The organism is Streptomyces marokkonensis, from assembly GCF_008312835.1.
GTDB lineage: Bacteria > Actinomycetota > Actinomycetes > Streptomycetales > Streptomycetaceae > Streptomyces > Streptomyces marokkonensis_A.
Window position 1 is genome coordinate 307153 of sequence record NZ_VSKS01000007.1, and the last position, 18325, is coordinate 325477.

General features: G+C 70.3%; 17 protein-coding genes and 2 pseudogenes. 12 read left to right on the top strand and 7 right to left on the bottom strand.

The window, feature by feature from the left end:
- Window positions 1-159 precede the first annotated feature (159 nt).
- Window positions 160-693 (top strand): 2'-5' RNA ligase family protein, encoded by a 534-nt coding sequence (locus tag F1615_RS15355; RefSeq protein ID WP_149549520.1) that lies wholly within the window; start codon window positions 160-162, stop codon window positions 691-693.
- Between the two features lie 270 nt (window positions 694-963).
- Here the strand turns inward: F1615_RS15355 and F1615_RS15360 are convergent, their stop codons facing one another.
- Entirely contained in the window at window positions 964-1653 is a 690-nt protein-coding gene (locus tag F1615_RS15360) for a DUF2867 domain-containing protein (RefSeq protein ID WP_149549577.1), read from the bottom strand.
- 104 nt (window positions 1654-1757) lie between these two features.
- On the opposite strand from F1615_RS15360, the gene F1615_RS15365 reads away from it, so the two are divergent.
- Together F1615_RS15365 and F1615_RS15370 are read left to right on the top strand one after the other, a co-directional pair.
- Window positions 1758-2315: a TetR/AcrR family transcriptional regulator gene (locus tag F1615_RS15365; protein WP_149549521.1), complete on the top strand. Its 558-nt coding sequence runs from the start codon at window positions 1758-1760 to the stop codon at window positions 2313-2315.
- Window positions 2316-2458: 143 nt separating this feature from the next.
- Entirely contained in the window at window positions 2459-3541 is a 1083-nt protein-coding gene (locus tag F1615_RS15370; protein WP_244328745.1) for a hypothetical protein, read from the top strand.
- A gap of 168 nt (window positions 3542-3709) precedes the next feature.
- Here the strand turns inward: F1615_RS15370 and F1615_RS15375 are convergent.
- Window positions 3710-3852 (bottom strand): annotated as a pseudogene (locus F1615_RS15375) (IS110 family transposase); the annotation flags it as partial.
- Between the two features lie 9 nt (window positions 3853-3861).
- On the opposite strand from F1615_RS15375, the gene F1615_RS15380 reads away from it, so the two are divergent.
- Window positions 3862-4533: a hypothetical protein gene (locus F1615_RS15380; RefSeq protein ID WP_167533743.1), complete on the top strand. Its 672-nt coding sequence runs from the start codon at window positions 3862-3864 to the stop codon at window positions 4531-4533.
- Between the two features lie 85 nt (window positions 4534-4618).
- On the opposite strand, the gene F1615_RS15385 is transcribed toward F1615_RS15380, so the two are convergent.
- The 3 genes from F1615_RS15385 to F1615_RS15395 all read right to left on the bottom strand — a co-directional run bounded on the left by F1615_RS15385 (window position 4619) and on the right by F1615_RS15395 (window position 7435).
- Window positions 4619-5437, bottom strand: a complete 819-nt coding sequence (locus tag F1615_RS15385; RefSeq protein WP_149549524.1) for a TlpA family protein disulfide reductase — start codon at window positions 5435-5437, stop codon at window positions 4619-4621.
- 145 nt (window positions 5438-5582) lie between these two features.
- Complete coding sequence (locus F1615_RS15390) at window positions 5583-6179, bottom strand: TetR/AcrR family transcriptional regulator (RefSeq protein WP_149549525.1); 597 nt, start codon at window positions 6177-6179, stop codon at window positions 5583-5585.
- Between the two features lie 338 nt (window positions 6180-6517).
- A complete protein-coding gene (locus tag F1615_RS15395; RefSeq protein ID WP_149549526.1) occupies window positions 6518-7435 on the bottom strand; it encodes a helix-turn-helix domain-containing protein in 918 nt (305 codons plus the stop codon).
- A 277-nt stretch (window positions 7436-7712) separates the two neighbouring features.
- Here F1615_RS15395 and F1615_RS15400 point away from each other — a divergent pair, with 277 nt between their 5' ends.
- The 6 genes and pseudogenes from F1615_RS15400 to F1615_RS36320 form a co-directional block, all read left to right on the top strand.
- Window positions 7713-7898, top strand: coding sequence for a hypothetical protein (locus F1615_RS15400; RefSeq protein ID WP_149549527.1), 186 nt, complete (start codon window positions 7713-7715; stop codon window positions 7896-7898).
- Window positions 7899-8047: 149 nt separating this feature from the next.
- The gene (locus F1615_RS15405; protein ID WP_167533754.1) at window positions 8048-8674 is read left to right on the top strand and encodes a MauE/DoxX family redox-associated membrane protein; all 627 of its coding nucleotides are present in this window, start codon (window positions 8048-8050) and stop codon (window positions 8672-8674) included.
- Complete coding sequence (locus tag F1615_RS15410; protein ID WP_149549529.1) at window positions 8671-9210, top strand: S26 family signal peptidase; 540 nt, start codon at window positions 8671-8673, stop codon at window positions 9208-9210. Before F1615_RS15405 ends, F1615_RS15410 begins: the two co-directional genes overlap by 4 nt.
- Window positions 9198-9761, top strand: a complete 564-nt coding sequence (locus F1615_RS15415) for a TlpA family protein disulfide reductase (protein WP_149549530.1) — start codon at window positions 9198-9200, stop codon at window positions 9759-9761. The genes F1615_RS15410 and F1615_RS15415 overlap by 13 nt, the downstream gene beginning before the upstream one ends.
- Window positions 9758-11605 carry an ABC transporter ATP-binding protein gene (locus F1615_RS15420; RefSeq protein WP_149549531.1) on the top strand — a complete coding sequence of 616 codons (1848 nt, stop codon included), beginning with the start codon at window positions 9758-9760 and terminating at the stop codon, window positions 11603-11605. Before F1615_RS15415 ends, F1615_RS15420 begins: the two co-directional genes overlap by 4 nt.
- A gap of 51 nt (window positions 11606-11656) precedes the next feature.
- Window positions 11657-11820, top strand: a pseudogene (locus tag F1615_RS36320) (MBL fold metallo-hydrolase); the annotation flags it as partial.
- Between the two features lie 489 nt (window positions 11821-12309).
- Here the strand turns inward: F1615_RS36320 and F1615_RS15435 are convergent.
- Window positions 12310-12990 carry an NAD(P)H oxidoreductase gene (locus F1615_RS15435; protein WP_167533755.1) on the bottom strand — a complete coding sequence of 227 codons (681 nt, stop codon included), beginning with the start codon at window positions 12988-12990 and terminating at the stop codon, window positions 12310-12312.
- 113 nt (window positions 12991-13103) lie between these two features.
- On the opposite strand from F1615_RS15435, the gene F1615_RS15440 reads away from it, so the two are divergent.
- Window positions 13104-14078: an AraC family transcriptional regulator gene (locus tag F1615_RS15440; RefSeq protein ID WP_244328746.1), complete on the top strand. Its 975-nt coding sequence runs from the start codon at window positions 13104-13106 to the stop codon at window positions 14076-14078.
- A 501-nt stretch (window positions 14079-14579) separates the two neighbouring features.
- Window positions 14580-15458, top strand: coding sequence for an ABC transporter substrate-binding protein (locus F1615_RS15450; RefSeq protein WP_280118897.1), 879 nt, complete (start codon window positions 14580-14582; stop codon window positions 15456-15458).
- Window positions 15459-15469: 11 nt separating this feature from the next.
- Here the strand turns inward: F1615_RS15450 and F1615_RS15455 are convergent, their stop codons facing one another.
- Complete coding sequence (locus F1615_RS15455; protein WP_244328748.1) at window positions 15470-18127, bottom strand: SpoIIE family protein phosphatase; 2658 nt, start codon at window positions 18125-18127, stop codon at window positions 15470-15472.
- Window positions 18128-18325 lie beyond the last annotated feature (198 nt).

An 18325-nucleotide genomic window follows, 5' to 3' on the forward strand; every position in this document is an offset into this window, starting at 1 on the left:
CCTGGGCCCGGCTCTGATCACCCTGATGTCGCAGGGCGAGCCACCTCTCGTGGTGCTGATGCGAGCCGCTGCCCGCCGCTGCCTTCCACCACGCTCTGTGAACGGTGCGGCCTGCCCGCCGGGACAGGCTCACCCGGAGTCCGCCGGTAGGCTGCTGCGGTGCGCACGGTTGAGCTTCTGTTGGATGAAGCGGCGGAGCTGGCGGTCCGGGAGGCCTGGCGGCGGCTCGCGGACGCGGGGCTTCCCAGCCAGGCGCGCCACCGCTCACCCACCAACTGCCCGCACCTCACCCTGGCGGCCTGCCCGGAGCTGACGGCCCCGATCCGCTGGGAGCTCGCCGAGGTGGCAGCCTCCCTGCCGCTGCCGGTACGGTTCACCGGCCTGCTCCGCTTCGAGCGGCCCACCTCGGTGCTTGCCTGGTCGCTGGATCTCGACTCCGCGCTGGCCGGGTTGCACCGCCGGGTGTGGGAGGCGGTGGCCTCGGACAGCCCGCCCGACACCCTCAGCCCATTCCACGAGCCTGGGCGCTGGAGCCCGCACATCACTCTCGGCCGGACCCGGCGGGCAGGTGCCTTCGCCGACCGGCGCGTCCCCGGACTACTGCCGACGCCGCCGCTGTCGGTCCGCCTGACCACTCTGCGCAGCTACGACACCGAGACCGGCGCCCTGGAGGTGCTGGAGCCTCGCCCCTGAGAGGCCACGACGCCAACCGGCCGGCGCCCCCGCCGAAGTTGCAGCCCAGCGCCGACGTGGGTGCGGGCACCGCTGCTGATGAGCTGTGTCTCCCCGGCAGCGAGGGCGTACCGGCGGCTGACCCGGCGGTGGAGTCCGCACATCGAATCGCGCGCCACTCGCAACAGCCGCGGCAGCGCGGGTTGAGAGATCCTTCAGAGTCCGGCACAAGGGGCAAGGCTTCAGCAACGATGTCGCCTGCCTGCTACTGCCCGTCTCCTCCTGAGAGCGTCATGAGTGCTCGCCACCCGCGCTGCTGTCCCCGCTCCGAAGATCTTTCCCGTCCGACGTCTGACCGTTCCCCGGAACCAGACCTCTCGGATCGCATGCCGTTCGGCGCGCCGTGTTCTCTCGCCACTCCCGGCCGATCGATCGCAGCAGGGCCGGGTAGACCCCCAGGTACCGGAAGGGTTTGATGCCGAGCATGTAGAGCGAGCCGAGGCGGCCGTTGGGCTTCACCAGGACGGCCATCTGGCCGCGGTAGCCGCCGTTTCCGTCAGGGACCCAGCCGATGTGCATCACCCCGTGCATGGTCTTGTTGGCGTACTCGGCGGCCCACTCGTTGTGTGTCTGGAAGACCGATGTGAAGGGCGCCGTACTGAGGTCGGGCCCTCGCGGCCCCTCGCGCAGGTCGTCCGGCAGCCGGTCGCGCAGCGTCGCCACCCGGCCGCCGACGCCCGAGTCCGGCTTGTCCCAGCCGAGCAGCGCACCGAGCTTCCAGCGCACTGCGAAGAGAAAGCGGCCCACGGGGTTGCCGCCGTCCGGACCGTCCTTGCCGTCCGCCATTTGCTGGACCAGGTGGTGCAGGTCGTCGGGGCCGCCCGGCGTCGGCAGCGCCCACAGATCCTCGAGCCGGAAGTCGCCGGCGATCTCGTGGATCCGCCAGGGGCGGGACGTGTGGTCGGTTGCGGGAAGGCGCAGATCGGTCACGACGGACCCCTGTCTATACGGTGACGTATAGATGGAGCATAGACCGTCTATACGGCTCCGTATACTCGGATTGGACGTCTGAGGGGAGACACGGCATGGGCGCGATCCGAACGCCGCGGGACAAGTGGGTCGAGGAGGGGCTGCGGGCGCTGGCGGCCGGCGGCCCCGAGGCTGTCCGGGTGGAGGTCCTTGCCCAGGCGCTGGGCGTCAGCAAGGGCGGTTTCTACGGCTACTTCCGCAACCGCGCCGCCCTGCTGGAGGAGATGCTCGCCACCTGGGAGCGCGGGGTCACCGAGAATGTCATCGAGCGGATCGAGCGCGACGCGGGCGACGCCCGCGAGCGGCTCGGGCGTCTCTTCGATTTCGTGGGGTCCGGTGAGGCGCCCGTGACCAGCGCCGGGGTCGAGCTCGCGATCCGGGACTGGGCCCGGCGTGACGAAGGCGTCGCGCGTTGCCTCCGCCGCGCCGACAACCGGCGCATGGACTATCTGCGCAAGCTCTACGGGGCCTTCTGTTCCGACGAGGGCGATGTCGAGGCTCGCTGCCTGATCACCTTCTCGCTGCGCATCGGCGACCACCTCATCGCCGCAGACAACGGCCCGCGCAGTCGTACGGAAGTCCTTGCCGCGGTCAGGGACCGTCTGCTGAGTTGAGCCGGGGCGAGGAGTTCTTGAGCTGTTCCGCATGCCGAGGCCGAGGCCGCGGATGCGAGTGGTGGGCGGGCTGCCGGTCGAGCCACGGACATGAACGGTTCTGACCTGATGACGCCGTACAGACCTCGGCCTATGGTGTGTCGGTGATCTTCAAGAGAAAGCGGAAGGCTTCCGGCCTCACCAGCGCTGTGTCCGAGCTGGAGGAGGCGGTCGCTGCTCGCGACGGTGACCGCACCAGGCGTGCTTTCACCGCCGTGATGAACGGTGTGCAGTCGGCGTCGGATACTGAACACCGTTTGGCAGGGCCTCGGTTGGCGGCGCTTCTGCCGGCGTTCCCGCCCACCGGTCCGCGGCCGATGCTGGCGATGGCGGCCGGCTTCTGTGTCGAGCGTGGGGCGGATCCGGTGGCCTGCGCCGAGCCGCTCCTCGGCGGCACCTACCGGGATCTGCTCGACGCTTCGGAGTTTGCCCGCCGGTGGACCGCCACCGGAACAGCCGAGGAGAAACTGCCGGACCCGGATGAGAAGATCATTGACGACGCGCTGCTGGCCCGTCTGGGCGGCGACGTATACGAGGCCACGCGGCTGGCGATGGCCTGGTGCTCGGTAGAGGAGTGGCAGCCGCCCGCGCTGGCCGTGCTGTGCCGCAGCGCCGAGGTGCGCCGCCGGCATGCCTCCTCCATACTCCCTGCCTGCCGCGACCTGGCCGCCCTGGAGCGACACGACCTCAAATGCCTGGCCTACGCGCTGGCGGTTTTGGATGATGAGCCCCTCGTGGTGCTGCACAGGCCCACCAGGACCGGGTTCGAGATACGCATCGGCGGTATCGGGGACAACTTTCAGTTGCACACGCTGCTCGCCCACGTCCTCGTCGGAGGCGGCCACGTTCCCGGTACTGAGCCGTCAGCAGAGAGTGTCCGTCTGGCCAGAGACCCCAAGCCCGCCCAGGGACGCACCCGGACCATCGCGACCGGGGCCTTCGAACTCCTGGCCCCGGACGGCGAGCGCATCTGGAACGAGGGGCTGCCCGACGACATTCCCGTGGTGCATGGACGCCGCCTGCTCGTACTCGACGAGCCGACATATCAGCGCAGTTGGAACGCCGACCGGTTCTTCCCACACCTCCCGGGCACAGCCGAGCTGACTCGAGTCCTGACCGCAGACGAGACGCGATCCTGGTTCGCCCGCACGTCACCAGCCAGCAACGCGATCCGCCGGCCTTCCTGACTCAGCGGCCCGGGTCCTTTGGAAGCGCTCGGCCCCGCACTCGTAGCGGCGGTGCAGCCAGCACATCGTTCGCTTGCCGACTGCGTCTCCCCAACCGTCGCTACCTGCGTCGATGCGCGGGAACGAAGGGGGCGAACTCGTCATGGGGCTCGCGAGCCTCGGCCCCTCAAGTGGTGCGAGAGCGCGCTGCTCGTCGAACGGCTGCCGGGTCTGGGACAGAGGAGGAGCTGTCCGAGGAAGCGATTGAGCAGGTGGCGCCGGGCGGCGCTGTGCCAGTCCCCGTGCTCGCGTCGGCGCCGGCAGTGGCTATCATGCGCCGCATGACGATCATGGGGGCACGGTGGGCGTGGCGGGTCGGCACGGGATTCTGGTGCCTGTTGGCCGTGGCCGCCGGTGTGGCCGTCTGGACCACCGAGCCCGGCGGGAACTCGATCCACGGTCTTGACATTTATTACGCCCGGGACAACGTGACCAGCGCGCTGCATCCCGTGGCATACATGTACGTGACGCACTTCGCCGGGCTCGTGGAGCTCACGCTTCCACTGGCGGTGACCGCGGGCGTACGCGGACCGCGGGCTCGTTTCGTCGCCGGGAGCGTAGCGGTCCTGGTGGCCGCGGTGCTGGTGCTGCTGGCCGTCAAGACCCTCGCGGACATATCGCCGTACGCGGACTCCTCCCGCGCCTCGCACGACAGGCTTGCCGCGGCGGGCCTGATCGCCCTGGCCGTCGCAACCCTGTGTGCCGCGGTGGCGCTGATGTGCCGGGGTTTCGCGTTCTACGACCGCTTCGTTGTCGTGTTCCTGGCCGGCATGGGCATCCTCCACTTGGTGTCGATGTACCTCCTGGCCGCCGTGCTGGATCCGAGGATGTCGCTGACTCTCTGGGCATGGGTCCCAGGTCTGTGCGACCTACTGGCGGCGGGGTGTACCGCCGTGCTCGTGGCCGGTACGGCGACGGCCCGACGGGATGCGACGCAGCCGCTGCCCGCCTGAGGCCGGACCGCTGAACCGGAAGACGCGGCACACACCGCACAGAGGCAAGGGCTCACCCTGCTCGGCTTCCGCCTTGGTGGAGGCGTCAGGTCAGCGCGGCAAGCAGGCCGGCAGTTGCTGCGCAGATGATCAGGGCGGTGGCCGCGGCGGCGGGGCCTCGCCGGTCGGCGGGCAGGCGGGGGAAGAGCCGTGAGAGCGCGCCGAGGATCGCGAGTGGGGGTGCGGCGCGCCAGACGTCGTGACCGGTCCTGCTTCCGGCGGCGGTGACGATGCCCGGGAGGTGTCCGACGGCGCGGAGCAGTGGCCTTGCCATGGCCCGGCTGCGGCCGTGGACGGTGTTCCCGGATGCCGCCTGTTCCAGGGCCTGGCGCAGGGCTGGTTCGTCGTTGGCCCAGTGGGAGCGGAAGGTGATGGTTCCGGTCGTGTCGATGAGGTAGGCGGAGTTCGGTTTGGGGGTGAAGGCGCGGTGCAGGGTGCCGTCGATGTCGTCGACAGCGACATCGAACGGGATGTCGTGGTGGAGGCGCAGTCGCTGTGCGTGTCGGTGTTTCTCCGCGGCGGTGGTCGGCTGGCCGATCGTCTGTCCCGGATGCGCCTCCCGGGTGTTGACCAGCACGAAGCGGACCTTCTCTCCGAATTGCGTGTGGAGTCGCTTGAGTACGGGCACGGCGCTCTCGGTGACGGGGCAGGTCCGTGATCCGAAGACCATCAGCACCGGCCGCCGGCCGAGTGCGTGGGAGGTGAACCGGCCGCCGTCGAGGGTGGGCAGGTCGAACTCCGGTAGAGGACTGCCCGGGCCGAGGGCGTTGCGGCCGAACGTCATGTCGTCGATCAGGAGCCGCGTCCGGAAGCGTTCGAAGCGGTAGTCCGAAGCGGTGTGGCGTGCGGGAAGGTGCGAGTCCATGTGAGCTCCTCGAGGTGGTCGCCCGTTCACTTGACCGTTCGGTCAAGTGAACGGGCAGGGGGATGCGGCGCCCCGTGCGGGGACGGCGCCCATCCGGTATGGCGCCCATCCGGTCGGATCGTGGGTCGGCCGGCCGGGGGGAGGGTCAGGGCGTGGGGGTCTGGATCAGGGTTCGGATCGCAGTCCTGGCCTCGGCGACGAGTGTCGGCCTGTCGTACGCCTTGGCCATGAGGGTGATGCCCTGGAGGTAGGCCAGCGCGCGCAGGGCTGCCGTGTCGGGGTCGACTCCTGCCGGGATGTGCCCCCCGAGTACGGCCTCGGCGACGGCGTCGCGGAAGTATCGCTGCCAGGCGGTCAGGATCTCGGCGATCCTGGCCGATGCCTCTCCGGGGCGTCCGGAGAGTTCCAGGGCGAGGTTGCCGATGGGGCAGCCCGGCACGGCGCCCATCCGGCCCCGGGCCGCGGTCAGCATGCCGGCGAATCCCCCGATGAAGGCGTCGATCCGCTCCAAGGGTGGGGCCTCGGTGTCGAACGACTCTTCCAGGAGGGCCTTGAGGAGTTCCCAGTTCGCGTCGATCACGGCGAGCCCGACGGCCTCTTTGGAGGGGAAGAAGTGGTACATGCTGCCGCGGTGCACTCCCGCCTCACGGCACAGGTCCGCGATGCCGACCTCGGCGAACGACGAGCCGTGGATCAGCGCGCGCGCTGTCCGTACGAGGCGGGTGCGTGTGTCGTCCGTCATCGGCCCTCCACTTGACTGATCGGTCAAACCGTAAGGTGCAGTTGACCGGTCGGTCAAGCGGTAGTCCTCTCGTGGAGTACCCGGCCACGCACGTCGGCTCCACCGGCTCCGCGTGCGTCTCGGACGGTGAGCAGCCCTGAGGGTCACACGCGCCACCTTGAGGGCAAGGTGGCGCAGCAGGTCGACGACAGGTGTCGCTCGTGGCCGCAGGGGAAGGCGTGTCACCCACGACACCGGCGGTGGTGGCCGGGACCGGCCGACCGCGGCGGGGCCGAGCACGATGACACGCGCCCGGCCCTTCCCGTCTCGGCCGCCTCGCTGGCGCATGCGCCGGGCGCTCAGGGCGCGGGTTCGATGACGAACACCTGATTCCGCAGGCCCGTGCACGGTTCCAGCGCCGCTGCGGCACCCGCCGTGGTGCTGGATCCCCTGATCCCGACGCAGCCTCGGCCGTCCGCGTGGAGCGTGTAGCGATTGCTGCCCTCGGGCCCTGCGGATTCGAGACGGAAACGACTGCTCTGCTCGCACGCCTCCCACGGCTGCAGCAGGCCGGCGGCGGGCTTCGCCGTGAGCGCCTTCAGGCACGCCGGGCCGTGGTCGGGGTGGTACCAGCGGATCCGGAAGGCGTCCCCGTCCAGTGGCTCCAGTGTCGTTTCCTGGGGCGCCACCTGGCCGCAGGGCCGTTGTACCGCCACCAGGGGTTCGTATCCCGGTGCGAGGCCGTCGGTCAGGCACAGGTCATCCGAGAGGACGGGCCGGACTCGAATTCGCCCTTCCGGCACCGCGGGCCGGACGGCGGCGGAGCCAGGGCTCGCGGCGCGCGGTTCTCCCGTGCCCCCTTCCTTTTCCTTGCCGGCGGAGGCCCATATCCAGGCACCGGTGGCCACCAGCAGGAGCACGGCGGCCGGCACCGCCAGAGCGACGGCCTTGCGCGGCAACCGGGGACGTCCCCGCCGGGCCGGTGGCCCGGCTTCGGCTCGTCCTGCGATTCGCTCCCGGGCCCGGAGCCACTCGTCGGTTCGTCCACCGTCACCGCACGCCCTCACGAAGGACGCCAGCAACTCGGGACGCGGCAGGGCCGTGCCGCCCAGCGTGCCGGCCAGGGTGCTCCGCGGCAGTACGTCGCCCTGTGACGCCGCCCGCTCCTCCAGTTGCCGGTACGTCAGACCCGACCCTTCCTTGAGGGCCCGCAGCGCGGCCAGGAACTCACCGGCGTCCTCGGCCCGGCCCGGGTCCAGCTGCCCGTTGTCCCTCATGCCCGCATGATGGCGCGCGTCGTCCCGACTCCACAACGATCACTTCCCGCCACTCCCGACCTGTCCCGGACAGGACCGGGACAAGCCGCCGGCCAGCCAGGACAGGCGACGGGCTGTCCTGGACAGCCATCTCCGTTGCTTCTCCCCTGCCGCACAGGCAAGCCTTCCAACGGCCCCGGCAGGCCCTCGACGTACGGCGTTCGCCCTCGGCGGGCTGGGCGCTCGAGGGACCAGCCGGGGTGTGCGTCACCGGATCACGACCAGTGAGGAGTGGAACATGCGTTTGCGGATTCGGTCGGTCTCCGACCGGTTGCTGGAGAAGGTGGCACCCAAGCAGGCGGCCTCCGCCGTCTCGTGCTGGCAGCCGAACGGCTGCATCAGGCAGGGGTGGTGCGACTCGAACAAGGCCACGCACTGGATCGACCCGTGCAACGACCGGGAGAAGTGGGTGTGCGGCTGCTGAGTGGTCCTCAGCCCGTGACGTCCGTCTGATGGCATCCAGTCAGACCGCCTGTGCCGCCCGTGCCTCCGGCTCGGTCGGCATGGGCGGTCTCACGGGCGCCGGCTGCGATGCGACCAGTCCGGCGCCCGTCCACCGCTCTTTCGAAAGAGGTGGATCTTTTGCTGTACCTCGTCGACAGCGGCCGGATACTCCTCGGCCTCGTCTTCCTCTGCTCAGTCGCCGGGAAACTGCGCACGGCGCACGCGTTCAGGTTGTTCCGCGACGGGGTGGGGCGGCTGGTACCGCGGCTGCGCCGCTGGAAGGCGCCCGTCGCCGTGCTGGTGGTCGCCGCGGAGCTGTCCACCGTGGCGGCGCTGGCCGTCCCGGGCACGACGGTGCTGGGTTTCGGCCTGGCGGCGGGTCTGCTCCTGGCGTTCACTGCGGGTCTCGTGGGCGCCCTGCGCCGTGAGGCCCTGGTGTCCTGCCACTGCTTCGGTCCACGGGGCGACACCGTGGCACTTCGCCACGTCGTGCGCAACGCCGTGCTCGTCGGCGTGACCCTCGCCTGCCTGGCCGCGCGTCTGGCCGCACCCGGGGCGGGCGCCGCCCCGTCCCCCTGGCTCCTTCTGGCCGGTGGTGTGGCGGTGCTGCTCGCCCTGCTCATCGTGGTCATGGACGATCTGGCGTCCCTGTTCCGGCCGCGACCGCCAAGCACCGCGGTGCCGTCGGGCGCCACCGCGGCCCATGCCGTACGACCGCCGGGCCCCGTACCCGGAACCGCAGAGGTGGTCCGGTGAAGAACGCCGTGCCGATGGTCCTCGGCGCCGTGTCGTCCGCGGTGCTCCTGACCACACTGGCCCGCTCCCGGTACCTGGTGGTGACGGTGGAGGGTGCCAGCATGGCGCCCACGCTCCTCCACGGCGAACGGGTACTGGTACGGCGGGTCCGTGCCGCGAGAATACGCACGGGCCGCATCGTGGTGACCGAGCGGCCCACGGGCGGGCGCTGGGACCGCATGCGGCTGCCCCCGCGGCTGATCAAACGTGTGGCCGCGGCACCGGGCGAACCGCTGCCGAGAGCCGGGGCTCCCGCACTGCGTGACCTGCCCGAGGACCGTGTGCCTCAGGGCCGTGTCGTCCTGGTCGGCGACAACCCGGCGGAAAGCCTCGACTCCCGCTTCTGCGGCTACGTCCGGACCGACCAGGTCTTCGGCGTCGTCGTGCGCGTGCTGCCCGGCCCCGCGCGGGATGACGGCCGGGAGCCCACCGCTCCCTTACCACGCCCTGCGGGGCAGGGCCCTTCACGAAAGGACGGAACACGATGGCGTACCTGACCGCGGGCCTCGTGCTCGTAGCGCTGCTCTGTGTCCTCGATCTGGTGCTGACCCTCGCGGTGGTCCGGCGGCTGCGCGAGGAGCCGGCGACCGCTCCGGACGGGGGCGGGCCGCCGGACGTGTCGGAGCTCTCCGTCGGGGAGGTCGTCGCCCCCTTCGAGGTGACCGACACCGCAGGCCGGACCTTGACTCGGGACGGCCTGACCAGCGGGATGAACGTCGTCTTCATGTCGCCGGGGTGCCTCGCCTGTGAGGAGCTTCTGCCTCTGGTGGCCGAGCGGGCCGCCGGGTACGCCCCCGGTCGGCTGCTGGCCGTCGTCGTACGTGATCCGGACGGATCCGATGGTCACAGCGAGTTCGTCGACCGGCTCTCGCCGGTGGCACGGGTGGTCGTCACCGACTTGGGCGGCGCACTGATGGGTGCCTTCGCCCTGACGGGAACGCCGGCGTACGTCGAGATGGGTCACGGCGGGCGGATCTCCGGCATCGGCCGGACGCTGCCCCGCCCGGCCGCACAGGCCGCCGGCCGGCCGGGCCCGGTCGGGACATGACGGTGTCGCAGGCCGCCGGGGCCGAACGCAGGCTCCGGCTCGGCGACATGGCCGCGTCCGCCCGCACAGCCGCCGCATTCGCCTGGCAGGCGGCGCCCTGGCACACGGTGGTGCTCGTGGTGACCACCACTGCGGGGGCCGGGGTGCCGGTCGTCATGGCGTGGCTGACCGGGGCCCTGCTCAACCGCCTCGTCGGAGCGGAGGAGTCCGCTCTCCTCGGGCTCGCCTGTGGCCTGGCCGGGCTCGGCCTGATGGCTGCCCTGCTGCCGCCCCTGTCCACGTACGCGGGCAACCAGCTCGGCCGCAGGGCGAACCTGCGCCTGGTCGACCGGCTCTACCGCGTGATCAACTCACTGCCCGGTCTCGCCCGTATGGAGGACCCCTCCTTCCAGGACCGGCTGCGGATGGCGCAGGCGGCCGGCGGGCAGGCGACCGGCGGCATCGTGCAGAGCCTCCTGCTGATCGCCGCCAGTGTCCTCACCACCGCCGGCTTCGTCGGGACGCTGTACGTCGTCAGCCCGTTCTTCACCATCGTGGTGCTGGCATCCTGTGCCCCCGCGTTCGTGGCTGAGCTGCGTCTCTCCCGGCGCCGGGCACTCGGTGACTGGCGCGTCAGCTCGACACGGCGGCGCGAGTGGTTCTACGAGTCGCTGATGACCAGTCCGCACGCTCTGCAGGAGATACAGCTCTTCGAAGCGGGCGACTTCCTGCGCGGCCGCATGCTGGCCGAACGGCGCACCGCCGATGCAGAACGGCGCGCCGTGGACCGGCAGGAACTGAAGGTACAGGGCGGCTTGGCCCTGCTCGGCTCGCTCATCGGCGGTGCCGGCCTGGTCTGGGCCGCACTGGCCGCCCGCCGCGGGCAGTTGTCGGTCGGCGACGTGTCGATCTTCATCGCCGGCGTGGCCGGCGTCCAGGCCGCGCTGTCGCAGCTCATGAGAGCCCTGGCCCACACCCACCACCTCCTGCTGCTGATGCGCCACTACCTGGCCGTCATCGAGATCGCCGACCGAGCCCCGCCGCTCCCCGTGGACGGCGGCCCCGCCGGGCTTCCCGCGCTGCGCCGCGGCATCGAGCTGCGCGACGTCTGGTTCCGGTATGACGAAAGCCATCCGTGGGTGCTGCGGGGAGTGGACCTCTTCATCCCCGCCGGGCGGTCCGTTGCCCTGGTCGGGCACAACGGCGCCGGCAAGAGCACCCTCGTGAAACTGCTGTGCCGGTTCTACGAACCGACTCGCGGTTCGATCCTCTGGGACGGCGTCGACATCCGCCGGATTCCGGTGAAGGAACTGCGCCGCCGGCTCGGAGCCGTGTTCCAGCCCTACATGGAGTACGACCTCACAGCCGCGGAGAACATCGCCATCGGCGACACCCGGGCACTGGACGACCGGCCGCGCCTGAAGGGAGCGGCACGGAGGGCAGGAATCGACGGGGTGATCTCCGCGCTGCCACGCGGCTACGACACCATGCTCAGCAAGACACTCACCCGAGCCGACGACACGTCGGCGGGCGCGCTGCTGTCGGGAGGCCAGTGGCAGCGTCTCGCTCTGGCCCGAGCACTTCTGCGCGAGCGACCCGATCTGCTGATACTCGACGAACCCAGTTCCGGCCTGGACGCCGAGGCGGAGCACGACATCCACCTACGCCTCGCCCGGTACCGGGCGGGCCGCACCAGTCTGCTGATCTCCCACCGGCTGGCCGCCGTCCGCGACGCCGACCGCATCGTCGTGCTCCATGACGGACGGATCGAGGAAGAGGGCAGACATCAGGACCTGGTCGACGCAAAGGGCACGTACGCCCGACTGTTCACCCTCCAGGCGAAGGGCTACCAGCACCGCGACTGAGTCCCGGAGCGGCGGCACCGCCGCCTGGATCGAGGTGGGCGGCACCCTGGGCGGGCTCAGTGGCACTCGGCGCACCGGCTGGCGAAGGAGCTGCCGGACGAGACCGCCGTCCACCCCACCCAGGGGTTCGGGTCGTTCTGCTCGGCGACTCAGGCGCCGGCCTGTCCGGCACCATCGGCCAGGAGAAGCGGACGAACACCGCCCTGACCGCCGACGGAATTCCTCGCCGGCGCCCGCCGACGCGTCACCGAAGGGCGGTGGGGATGCTCGCTCGGCTCGGACGAGCCGGCGGTCTGCGGGGCTGCCACGAGGAACGACGCGTCACCAGCCGGGACCGCGACGGCGAGCCCCGGTGCCGGAACGTGCTCGGACACCGACGGCGACCCGCTCCAGGAACCAGCCGGGCTGTTCATGAGCCTCGATCCCGCCTGTAACGCCGACGCAGTCCTCGCTGCTCTCTGACGAGCCACCGTGCGGCCTACTGGGCAGCGCCGCTTGGCCGGGGCCGTAGTCGTCCGCCCCGACTCCTGACCGGCGCCGGATACGACGCCCCACTCCGGCCGATCTGCGGTTCATCAATGGACTTGTCGAAGACAGGTCGACCAGGGCAGTCCGGCCCCTGCCTGCGCTGCCACGAGGTCAAGGCGCTGTCCAAGCCCCTTGAGGGCAAGGAGATCTGCCGGGCAGGCTCGTCTCCCCAACGGTCAGGCCGCCACGGCTTCCTCGGCGACGAACCTTTCCACGAACGCCCGTGCGCGACGGTCGAGATCCGCGTACTGCGCCTCTCGCTCGGCGCCCGTGACCACTTCACCGACCAGGAGGTTGCCTTCGGCGTCGAGGCGCTGCGGGCGCTCCTCCGCGTCGGTGAGCAGGCCGACGGTCGAACGGGAGAAGCCGCAGTAGTAGGCGATGCCTTCGCTCAGGTTGGTTTCGAGGACGCTTCGCATCCCCTCCACGACAGGATCGTCGGCAGTGGCGCCGGCGAGGCCCAGCCACAGCATGCGCTTGCCGGCGAGGCGGGGCTTGCTGCGGCCGTAGGCGAAGCCGTAGTTCCATACGCGGTCGATCCACCCCTTGAGGATGGCGGGCACGCTCTGCCAGTACACCGGGAAGACAGCGACGACGACATCGGCGTCGAGGATGCGCCGCATATGGGCGTGCACTTCGTCCGAGTACGCCTTCTCCCTGTTGCCCCAGTCCGGCTGGTCCGACACGTTCATCCGTGGGTCGAACCCCTCGGCGTGCAGATCGAGCAGGTCAATGCGGTATCCGGCGGCTTCGAGCCGGGCGGCGGCAAGGCGGGCCGTGTGCCCGGTGAGGGAATCGATGCGGTGGTGTGCGACGACCACGAGGGCTGTCCTGGCATAACTGCCGTGCTGCGTCACGGTGTCTCCCGGTGGGTGTCGATCGGTTCGATGAATCCAGTACAGCCGCGGTGACGTAGATGATCCATGGGAGAAGCGCTTCGAAACATAGGAGATCGTCTACGCTGTCTTTCGTGGATCCTCTGAGTTCGCTGCTGAGCGGTATCCGGGCCGAGGGGTCGGTCGTGAGCCGTGCCGTACTGACGGTGCCCTGGACCATCCGCTTCGTCGACGAAGCGCCGCTCATCATGATCAGCGTGCTGCGCGGTGGGGGAACCCTGCTCCTGCCCGACGAAACCGAACGAGCGGTCGGTGCGGGCGACACGGCCATCGTCCGCGGCCCCGCACCGTTCCACCTCGCGGACCATCCCACCACCATCCACAGCTCCCACGCCGCATACGAACTCGCCTGCTTCACCACGAACGCCGAGTGCACCGCACAGGAACTCGGAGGTATCCACTGGGGCAACGACACGGATGAAGCGACCACGCTGATCGTGGGCGCCTACCGCGCCTCGGGCCACCGCCACGAGCGGCTCCTGCGTGCCCTCCCGCCCGTCCTGGTGGTGAAGGAGGACGCAGAGGTCTGTGCCTGGCTGGAATCGGCCGCCGCCGACGCCGCCCAACACTCGGCCGGTTCGCAGGCGCTGATGGACCGGCTCCTCGACTGGGCCCTCGTCTGCACGCTGCGCAGCTGGTTCGACAAGGCGGGCGCCGACGCGCCCAGTTGGTACAGGGGCCTCGCCGACCCGATCCTCGCGCCAGCCCTGCAGTCCTTCCACGACCGGCCCGCCGAAGCCTGGACGGTGGCGTCCCTTGCTGCTCAAGCCGGCGTCTCCCGCGCGCTGTTCGCCAAGCGCTTCACCCGGCTGATGGGCCGCCCGCCCCTCTCCTACCTCACCGAATGCCGCATGGACGAGGCCGAGGCGCTTCTGTCCGACACGGACCTCGGCATCGCCCAGATCGCCAGGTCAGTTGGCTACGCCGACGCTTTCGGCTTCAGTGCCGCATTCAAACGCCACAAGGGGCTGAGCCCCAGCACGTTCCGCTCCCGGGCGGCTGCGGCGGGTCCCAGTTCTTCCAGCTCCGGGCAGTCGGCGGTGCGGTAGGCGAGGAAGGGAGGGCTGCCGGACGCCTCCAGGCGGAATCGGGAACCGGCAAGAACGTCCGTACCGCGGACGCTGCGCGCGGGAGATGCCCAGCCCGTTCCGTGATCCGGTCATGCCGCACAGCGTCGCTGCCGGCAGCGCGATCGCTTCTCGGCACCCTGTAGCAGCCGGGCTGTCAGCAGTACGGCGAAGGATGGCGTGAGCCGGGCCAGTGAGGACGCGGCGCCGAGGTGTGTTCTGCCGAGCAGGAGGATACGGCGCCTGTCGAGTACGTCGCCCAGCCGGTCGCCGAGCATCAGTAGCCCGCCGCCGGTGATCGTTGCACGACCAGGCCTCTTCGGCTGCCTTGCCTGGATTTGTCCCGCACCATCCCTGCGGCGTCGCCGGGGAACGGGCGACTGGACCCTGCGCAGCGGATCCCTCCCACGTGGCTCCGGCGGTCGTATGGTTCGGGGTGATTTATGGTGACGTAAGGAGGATGTCCCTACCGGAGGTGCAATGATGCGCGCCGCGGCAGCGATCGTCTCCTGGGCTGTCAGCGTGGCGCTCATCGTCGCGACTACGGCTTGCGACCAGGGCGGGTCGGAGGCACCGAACGTCCGGTACGGTGACTGCCCGGTCTCGGGTCATTACGGGGAGTTCGACCTGTCACCCGAGACGGTGGGCGCCCTCACGGTCAAAACGACCCTGCCTGCGCCCGGCTGGTGGAACGGTGACACGCCGGACTCCGTCAGGAGCGGCTACGAATTCTGTATGGCGGCCAACATCGCCTACCGGTCCGGACTCGACCGGGTGACGGTGGAGAACGCCCCCTTCCCGGAGATCGTGTCCGGCCGGACCGAGGACTTCGATCTGGCCCTGGCACAGATCACGATTACGCCGGAACGGAGCAAGGTCGCCGATTTCTCCCCGCCCTACCTCTCCTCGACCCTGGGACTGCTGATCAGGGACGGTGAGGAGATCAACGAGGACAACATCCGCGACGTCCGCGTCGGAGTGGCCGAGGGCACCACGGGCGAGGAGTTCGTCGAAAACCGCATCAAGCCGACCAAGCCCGTGACCGCGTTCGCCAACGACCCGGAGATGGTCGCGGCGCTGGGGGAGGGGCGGATCGACGCGGTCATCCACGACACGACGATCCTGCTGGCGTATCCCCAGCAGAGGGAGGAGAGGGTTCGCCTCGTGGGCCAGTACAGGACCGGCCAGAGTTACGGCGCCCTCTACCCCAAGGAGTCACCCGACAAAGACGAACTGGACCGGATCATCAAACAGCTGATCGACGACGGGACGCTCGCCAAACTGTCGGCCGTCTATCTCGGGGCCGCTTTCGGCCGGGACCCGGTCAAGATCCCGTACCTCACAGTCGACGACGGCCCCTGAACGCGCTCGCCTCACAGGTCCGCCATCAGGAGACCGCTCAGGTCCCCGGCGGCTCCGGCGGACAGTGCCTGCTCAGCCCAGATGATCTTGCCTCTGTCGGTGTACCGGGTGCCCCAGCGGCGCGACAGTTGCGCCACGAGGAACAGACCACGGCCCCCTTCGTCGGTGATAGCTGCGCGGCGCAGGTGCGGGGAGGTGCTGGTGCCGTCGCTGACCTCGCAGATCAGGCTGTCGCCGTCGCGCAGCAGCCGCAGGCTGATGGGGCTCGCCCCGTAACGGATGGCATTCGTGACCAGCTCGCTCAGGATCAGCTCGGTCGTGAAAGCGGCCTCGCCGAGCCCCCAGGACTCCAGCCTGCCGCTGGCCTCGGCGCGGATCCGGGACACGGCGGCGGGGTCGTCGGGCACCTCCCACTCCCCGACCTGTGCCGGGTCGAGCAGCCGGGTGCGCGCGACGAGCAAGGCGATGTCGTCACTCGCCCTGGTGCGCAGCATCGCGTTGAGCACCGCCCGGCAGGTGTCGTCCGGAGTGGCGCCGTCGGCACGCGCCAGCGCCTCCCTCAGCATGCCGAGCCCGACGTCGATGTCACGGCCTCGGGCCTCGACCAGCCCGTCGGTGTAGAGGACCAGTCGGCTGTCGGCGGCCAGCCGGAGCTCGGCCGTCTCGACCGGCAGACCTCCTCCCACGCCAAGCGGCGGGGCAACGGGAACGTCGGGGAAGGTCACGGAGCCGTCGGGCGAAACCAGCGCCGGACCGGGATGACCGGCCCGGGCGACAACACACCGCCCGGACACCGGATCATAGACGGCGTAAAGGCAGGTGGCACCGGTGACGGCCTCGGTGTTCCCCTCGGCTGCCGCGTCCTGGTCGATCCGGGTGACCAGGTCGTCCAGGTGTGCGAGAAGCTCGTCCGGAGGCAGGTCCAGAGAGGCGAAGTTGTGCACTGCGGTTCTCAGGCGCCCCATCGTCGCGGCGGCGTGCAGCCCGTGTCCCACGACGTCGCCGACCACCAGGGCCACCCGGGCCCCCGGCAGCGGGATGACGTCGTACCAGTCGCCGCCTACGCCCGCTCGGGCGGGAAGGTACCGGTGCCCGACCTCCAGGGCGGACAGCTCGGGGAGTGTGCCGGGCAGCAGGCTGCGCTGGAGGGTGACGGCCGTGGTGTGCTCGCGGGTATAGCGGCGCGCGTTGTCGATGCACACGGCCGCCCGGGCGGCGAGTTCCTCAGCGGGGGACAGGTCGTCCGACTCGAAAGGCTCCTGCTCCGAACGCCAGAACTCCACGACGCCCAGCAGCTGGCCTCGAGCCTGGAGCGGCACTGAGATCATGGAATGGATACCGTATTCGATGACCCTCCGGGTCTGCTCCGGGTCCTGGGCGCGCCATCCGTCGGCCATGGCGAGGTGCGACACCAAGACCGGCCGGCCGGAGGTCATACCGACGGACACGGGGTTGCCGGGCACGTAGCGCAAAGGCGTTCCGACGGGGGCAAGGGGCGCCTCCTCCCGGATGCCCGCGGCTGCGATGCGGCGCATTTCCGTACGCGCTCCCGTTGGTTCACCACCAAGCAGTACGGGCTCGACCAACTCGACGGTGGCGAAGTCGGCGAAGCGCGGGACCGCCACCTCGGTCAGCTCCTCGGCGGTGCGCTTGATGTCCAGGGTGGTGCCGATGCGCGTGCTGGCCTCATAGAGCAGCTGCAGGCGCCCGCCCGCCACCTCCGCTCGGCCCGCGAGGGCGCGCAGCTCCGTGGTGTCCCGCAGGGTGGCGACGATACCCCCCTTCGGGTCCACCGGCCGGAGGCTGACCGCGAGCAGGAGGTCCCCGGCGAGGAAGACCTTGTCCGTGACCGCACGGCCCGATTCCAGCAGTCCGGCCAGGGCCGGGCTCAGGCCGAGTGCGGTGACCGGCCTGCCCTCGGCCTCCGGTGGCAGCTCGAGCAGTCGGCGCGCCTCGTCGTTGGCCAGCAGCAGCCTTCCGTCACCGTCCAGAATGATCACGCCTTCACGGACCGCGTGCAGCACCGCGTCGTGATGCTCGTACATGCGGGTCATCTCCACCGGCAACAGACCTCGGGTCTGGCGCCGCAATCGCCCGCTGACCAGTGCCGACCCTCCTGCGGCCAGCAGGAGCGCGACACCGCCCGCGGTGAAGATCACCGGCAGCTGGTGCTGCACTGTACTGGTCACCTTGTCCACCGTGACCCCCACGGTGACGAGGCCGACCGCGGTCCCCTCTTCGTCGAAGACGGCCACCGTCGAGTCGACCGCCTTTCCCAGACTGCTGTCGAACGTGGTCTGGTGGGGTTCACCTTCGAGCGCCTCGCCATAGGAGGCGGAGACGTGCTCACCGATCTGGTCCGGGTCCGGGTGGGTCCAACGGAAGCCGTAAGGGCTCAGCGCCACGACGTAGTCGACGCCGGTCTTCTCGCGCACTGCCTCGGCATGGGGCTGGAGCGCCGCCGTCGGGTCATCGCTCTGCATCGCCTCCGCGGTGCCCGGTGCTTTCGCGAACGACTCAGCCGCAACCAGCGACCGATCGCCGGCCTCTTGGATCGCGCTGTTGCTGTCCTGGATCACGAGCGCCACCACGGCCGTGGCGATGAGCAGCAGGACGACCACCAGCTGCAGCAGGAAGACCTGACCGGCGACGCTGCGCGGCTTCAGCAAGGACAGGACGCGCGGGCCGGCCGGACGGTGATGTGCCCCCGGGCCGGCTTCCGACGGTCCGGCCTTCGGCGGCACTCGGCCGCCCGGCCGGCCCGCAGGGACGAATTGCCGGATCTTACCCATTTTTCCAGTATTGGTGACCGACTCGGTGAGTGCGGCTCAGAACGGGCCCGCCGGGCGGTGCCGCAGTGAGCAGGG

Coding starts and splice junctions, on each gene's coding strand:
- F1615_RS15365 (WP_149549521.1), top strand. CDS start 1,758: ATGGGCGCGATCCGAACGCCGCGGGACAAGTGGGTCGAGGAGGGGCTG.
- F1615_RS15380 (WP_167533743.1), top strand. CDS start 3,862: ATGACGATCATGGGGGCACGGTGGGCGTGGCGGGTCGGCACGGGATTC.
- F1615_RS15385 (WP_149549524.1), bottom strand. CDS start 5,437: ATGGACTCGCACCTTCCCGCACGCCACACCGCTTCGGACTACCGCTTC.
- F1615_RS15390 (WP_149549525.1), bottom strand. CDS start 6,179: ATGACGGACGACACACGCACCCGCCTCGTACGGACAGCGCGCGCGCTG.
- F1615_RS15395 (WP_149549526.1), bottom strand. CDS start 7,435: ATGAGGGACAACGGGCAGCTGGACCCGGGCCGGGCCGAGGACGCCGGT.
- F1615_RS15400 (WP_149549527.1), top strand. CDS start 7,713: ATGCGTTTGCGGATTCGGTCGGTCTCCGACCGGTTGCTGGAGAAGGTG.
- F1615_RS15415 (WP_149549530.1), top strand. CDS start 9,198: ATGGCGTACCTGACCGCGGGCCTCGTGCTCGTAGCGCTGCTCTGTGTC.
- F1615_RS15420 (WP_149549531.1), top strand. CDS start 9,758: ATGACGGTGTCGCAGGCCGCCGGGGCCGAACGCAGGCTCCGGCTCGGC.
- F1615_RS15450 (WP_280118897.1), top strand. CDS start 14,580: ATGCGCGCCGCGGCAGCGATCGTCTCCTGGGCTGTCAGCGTGGCGCTC.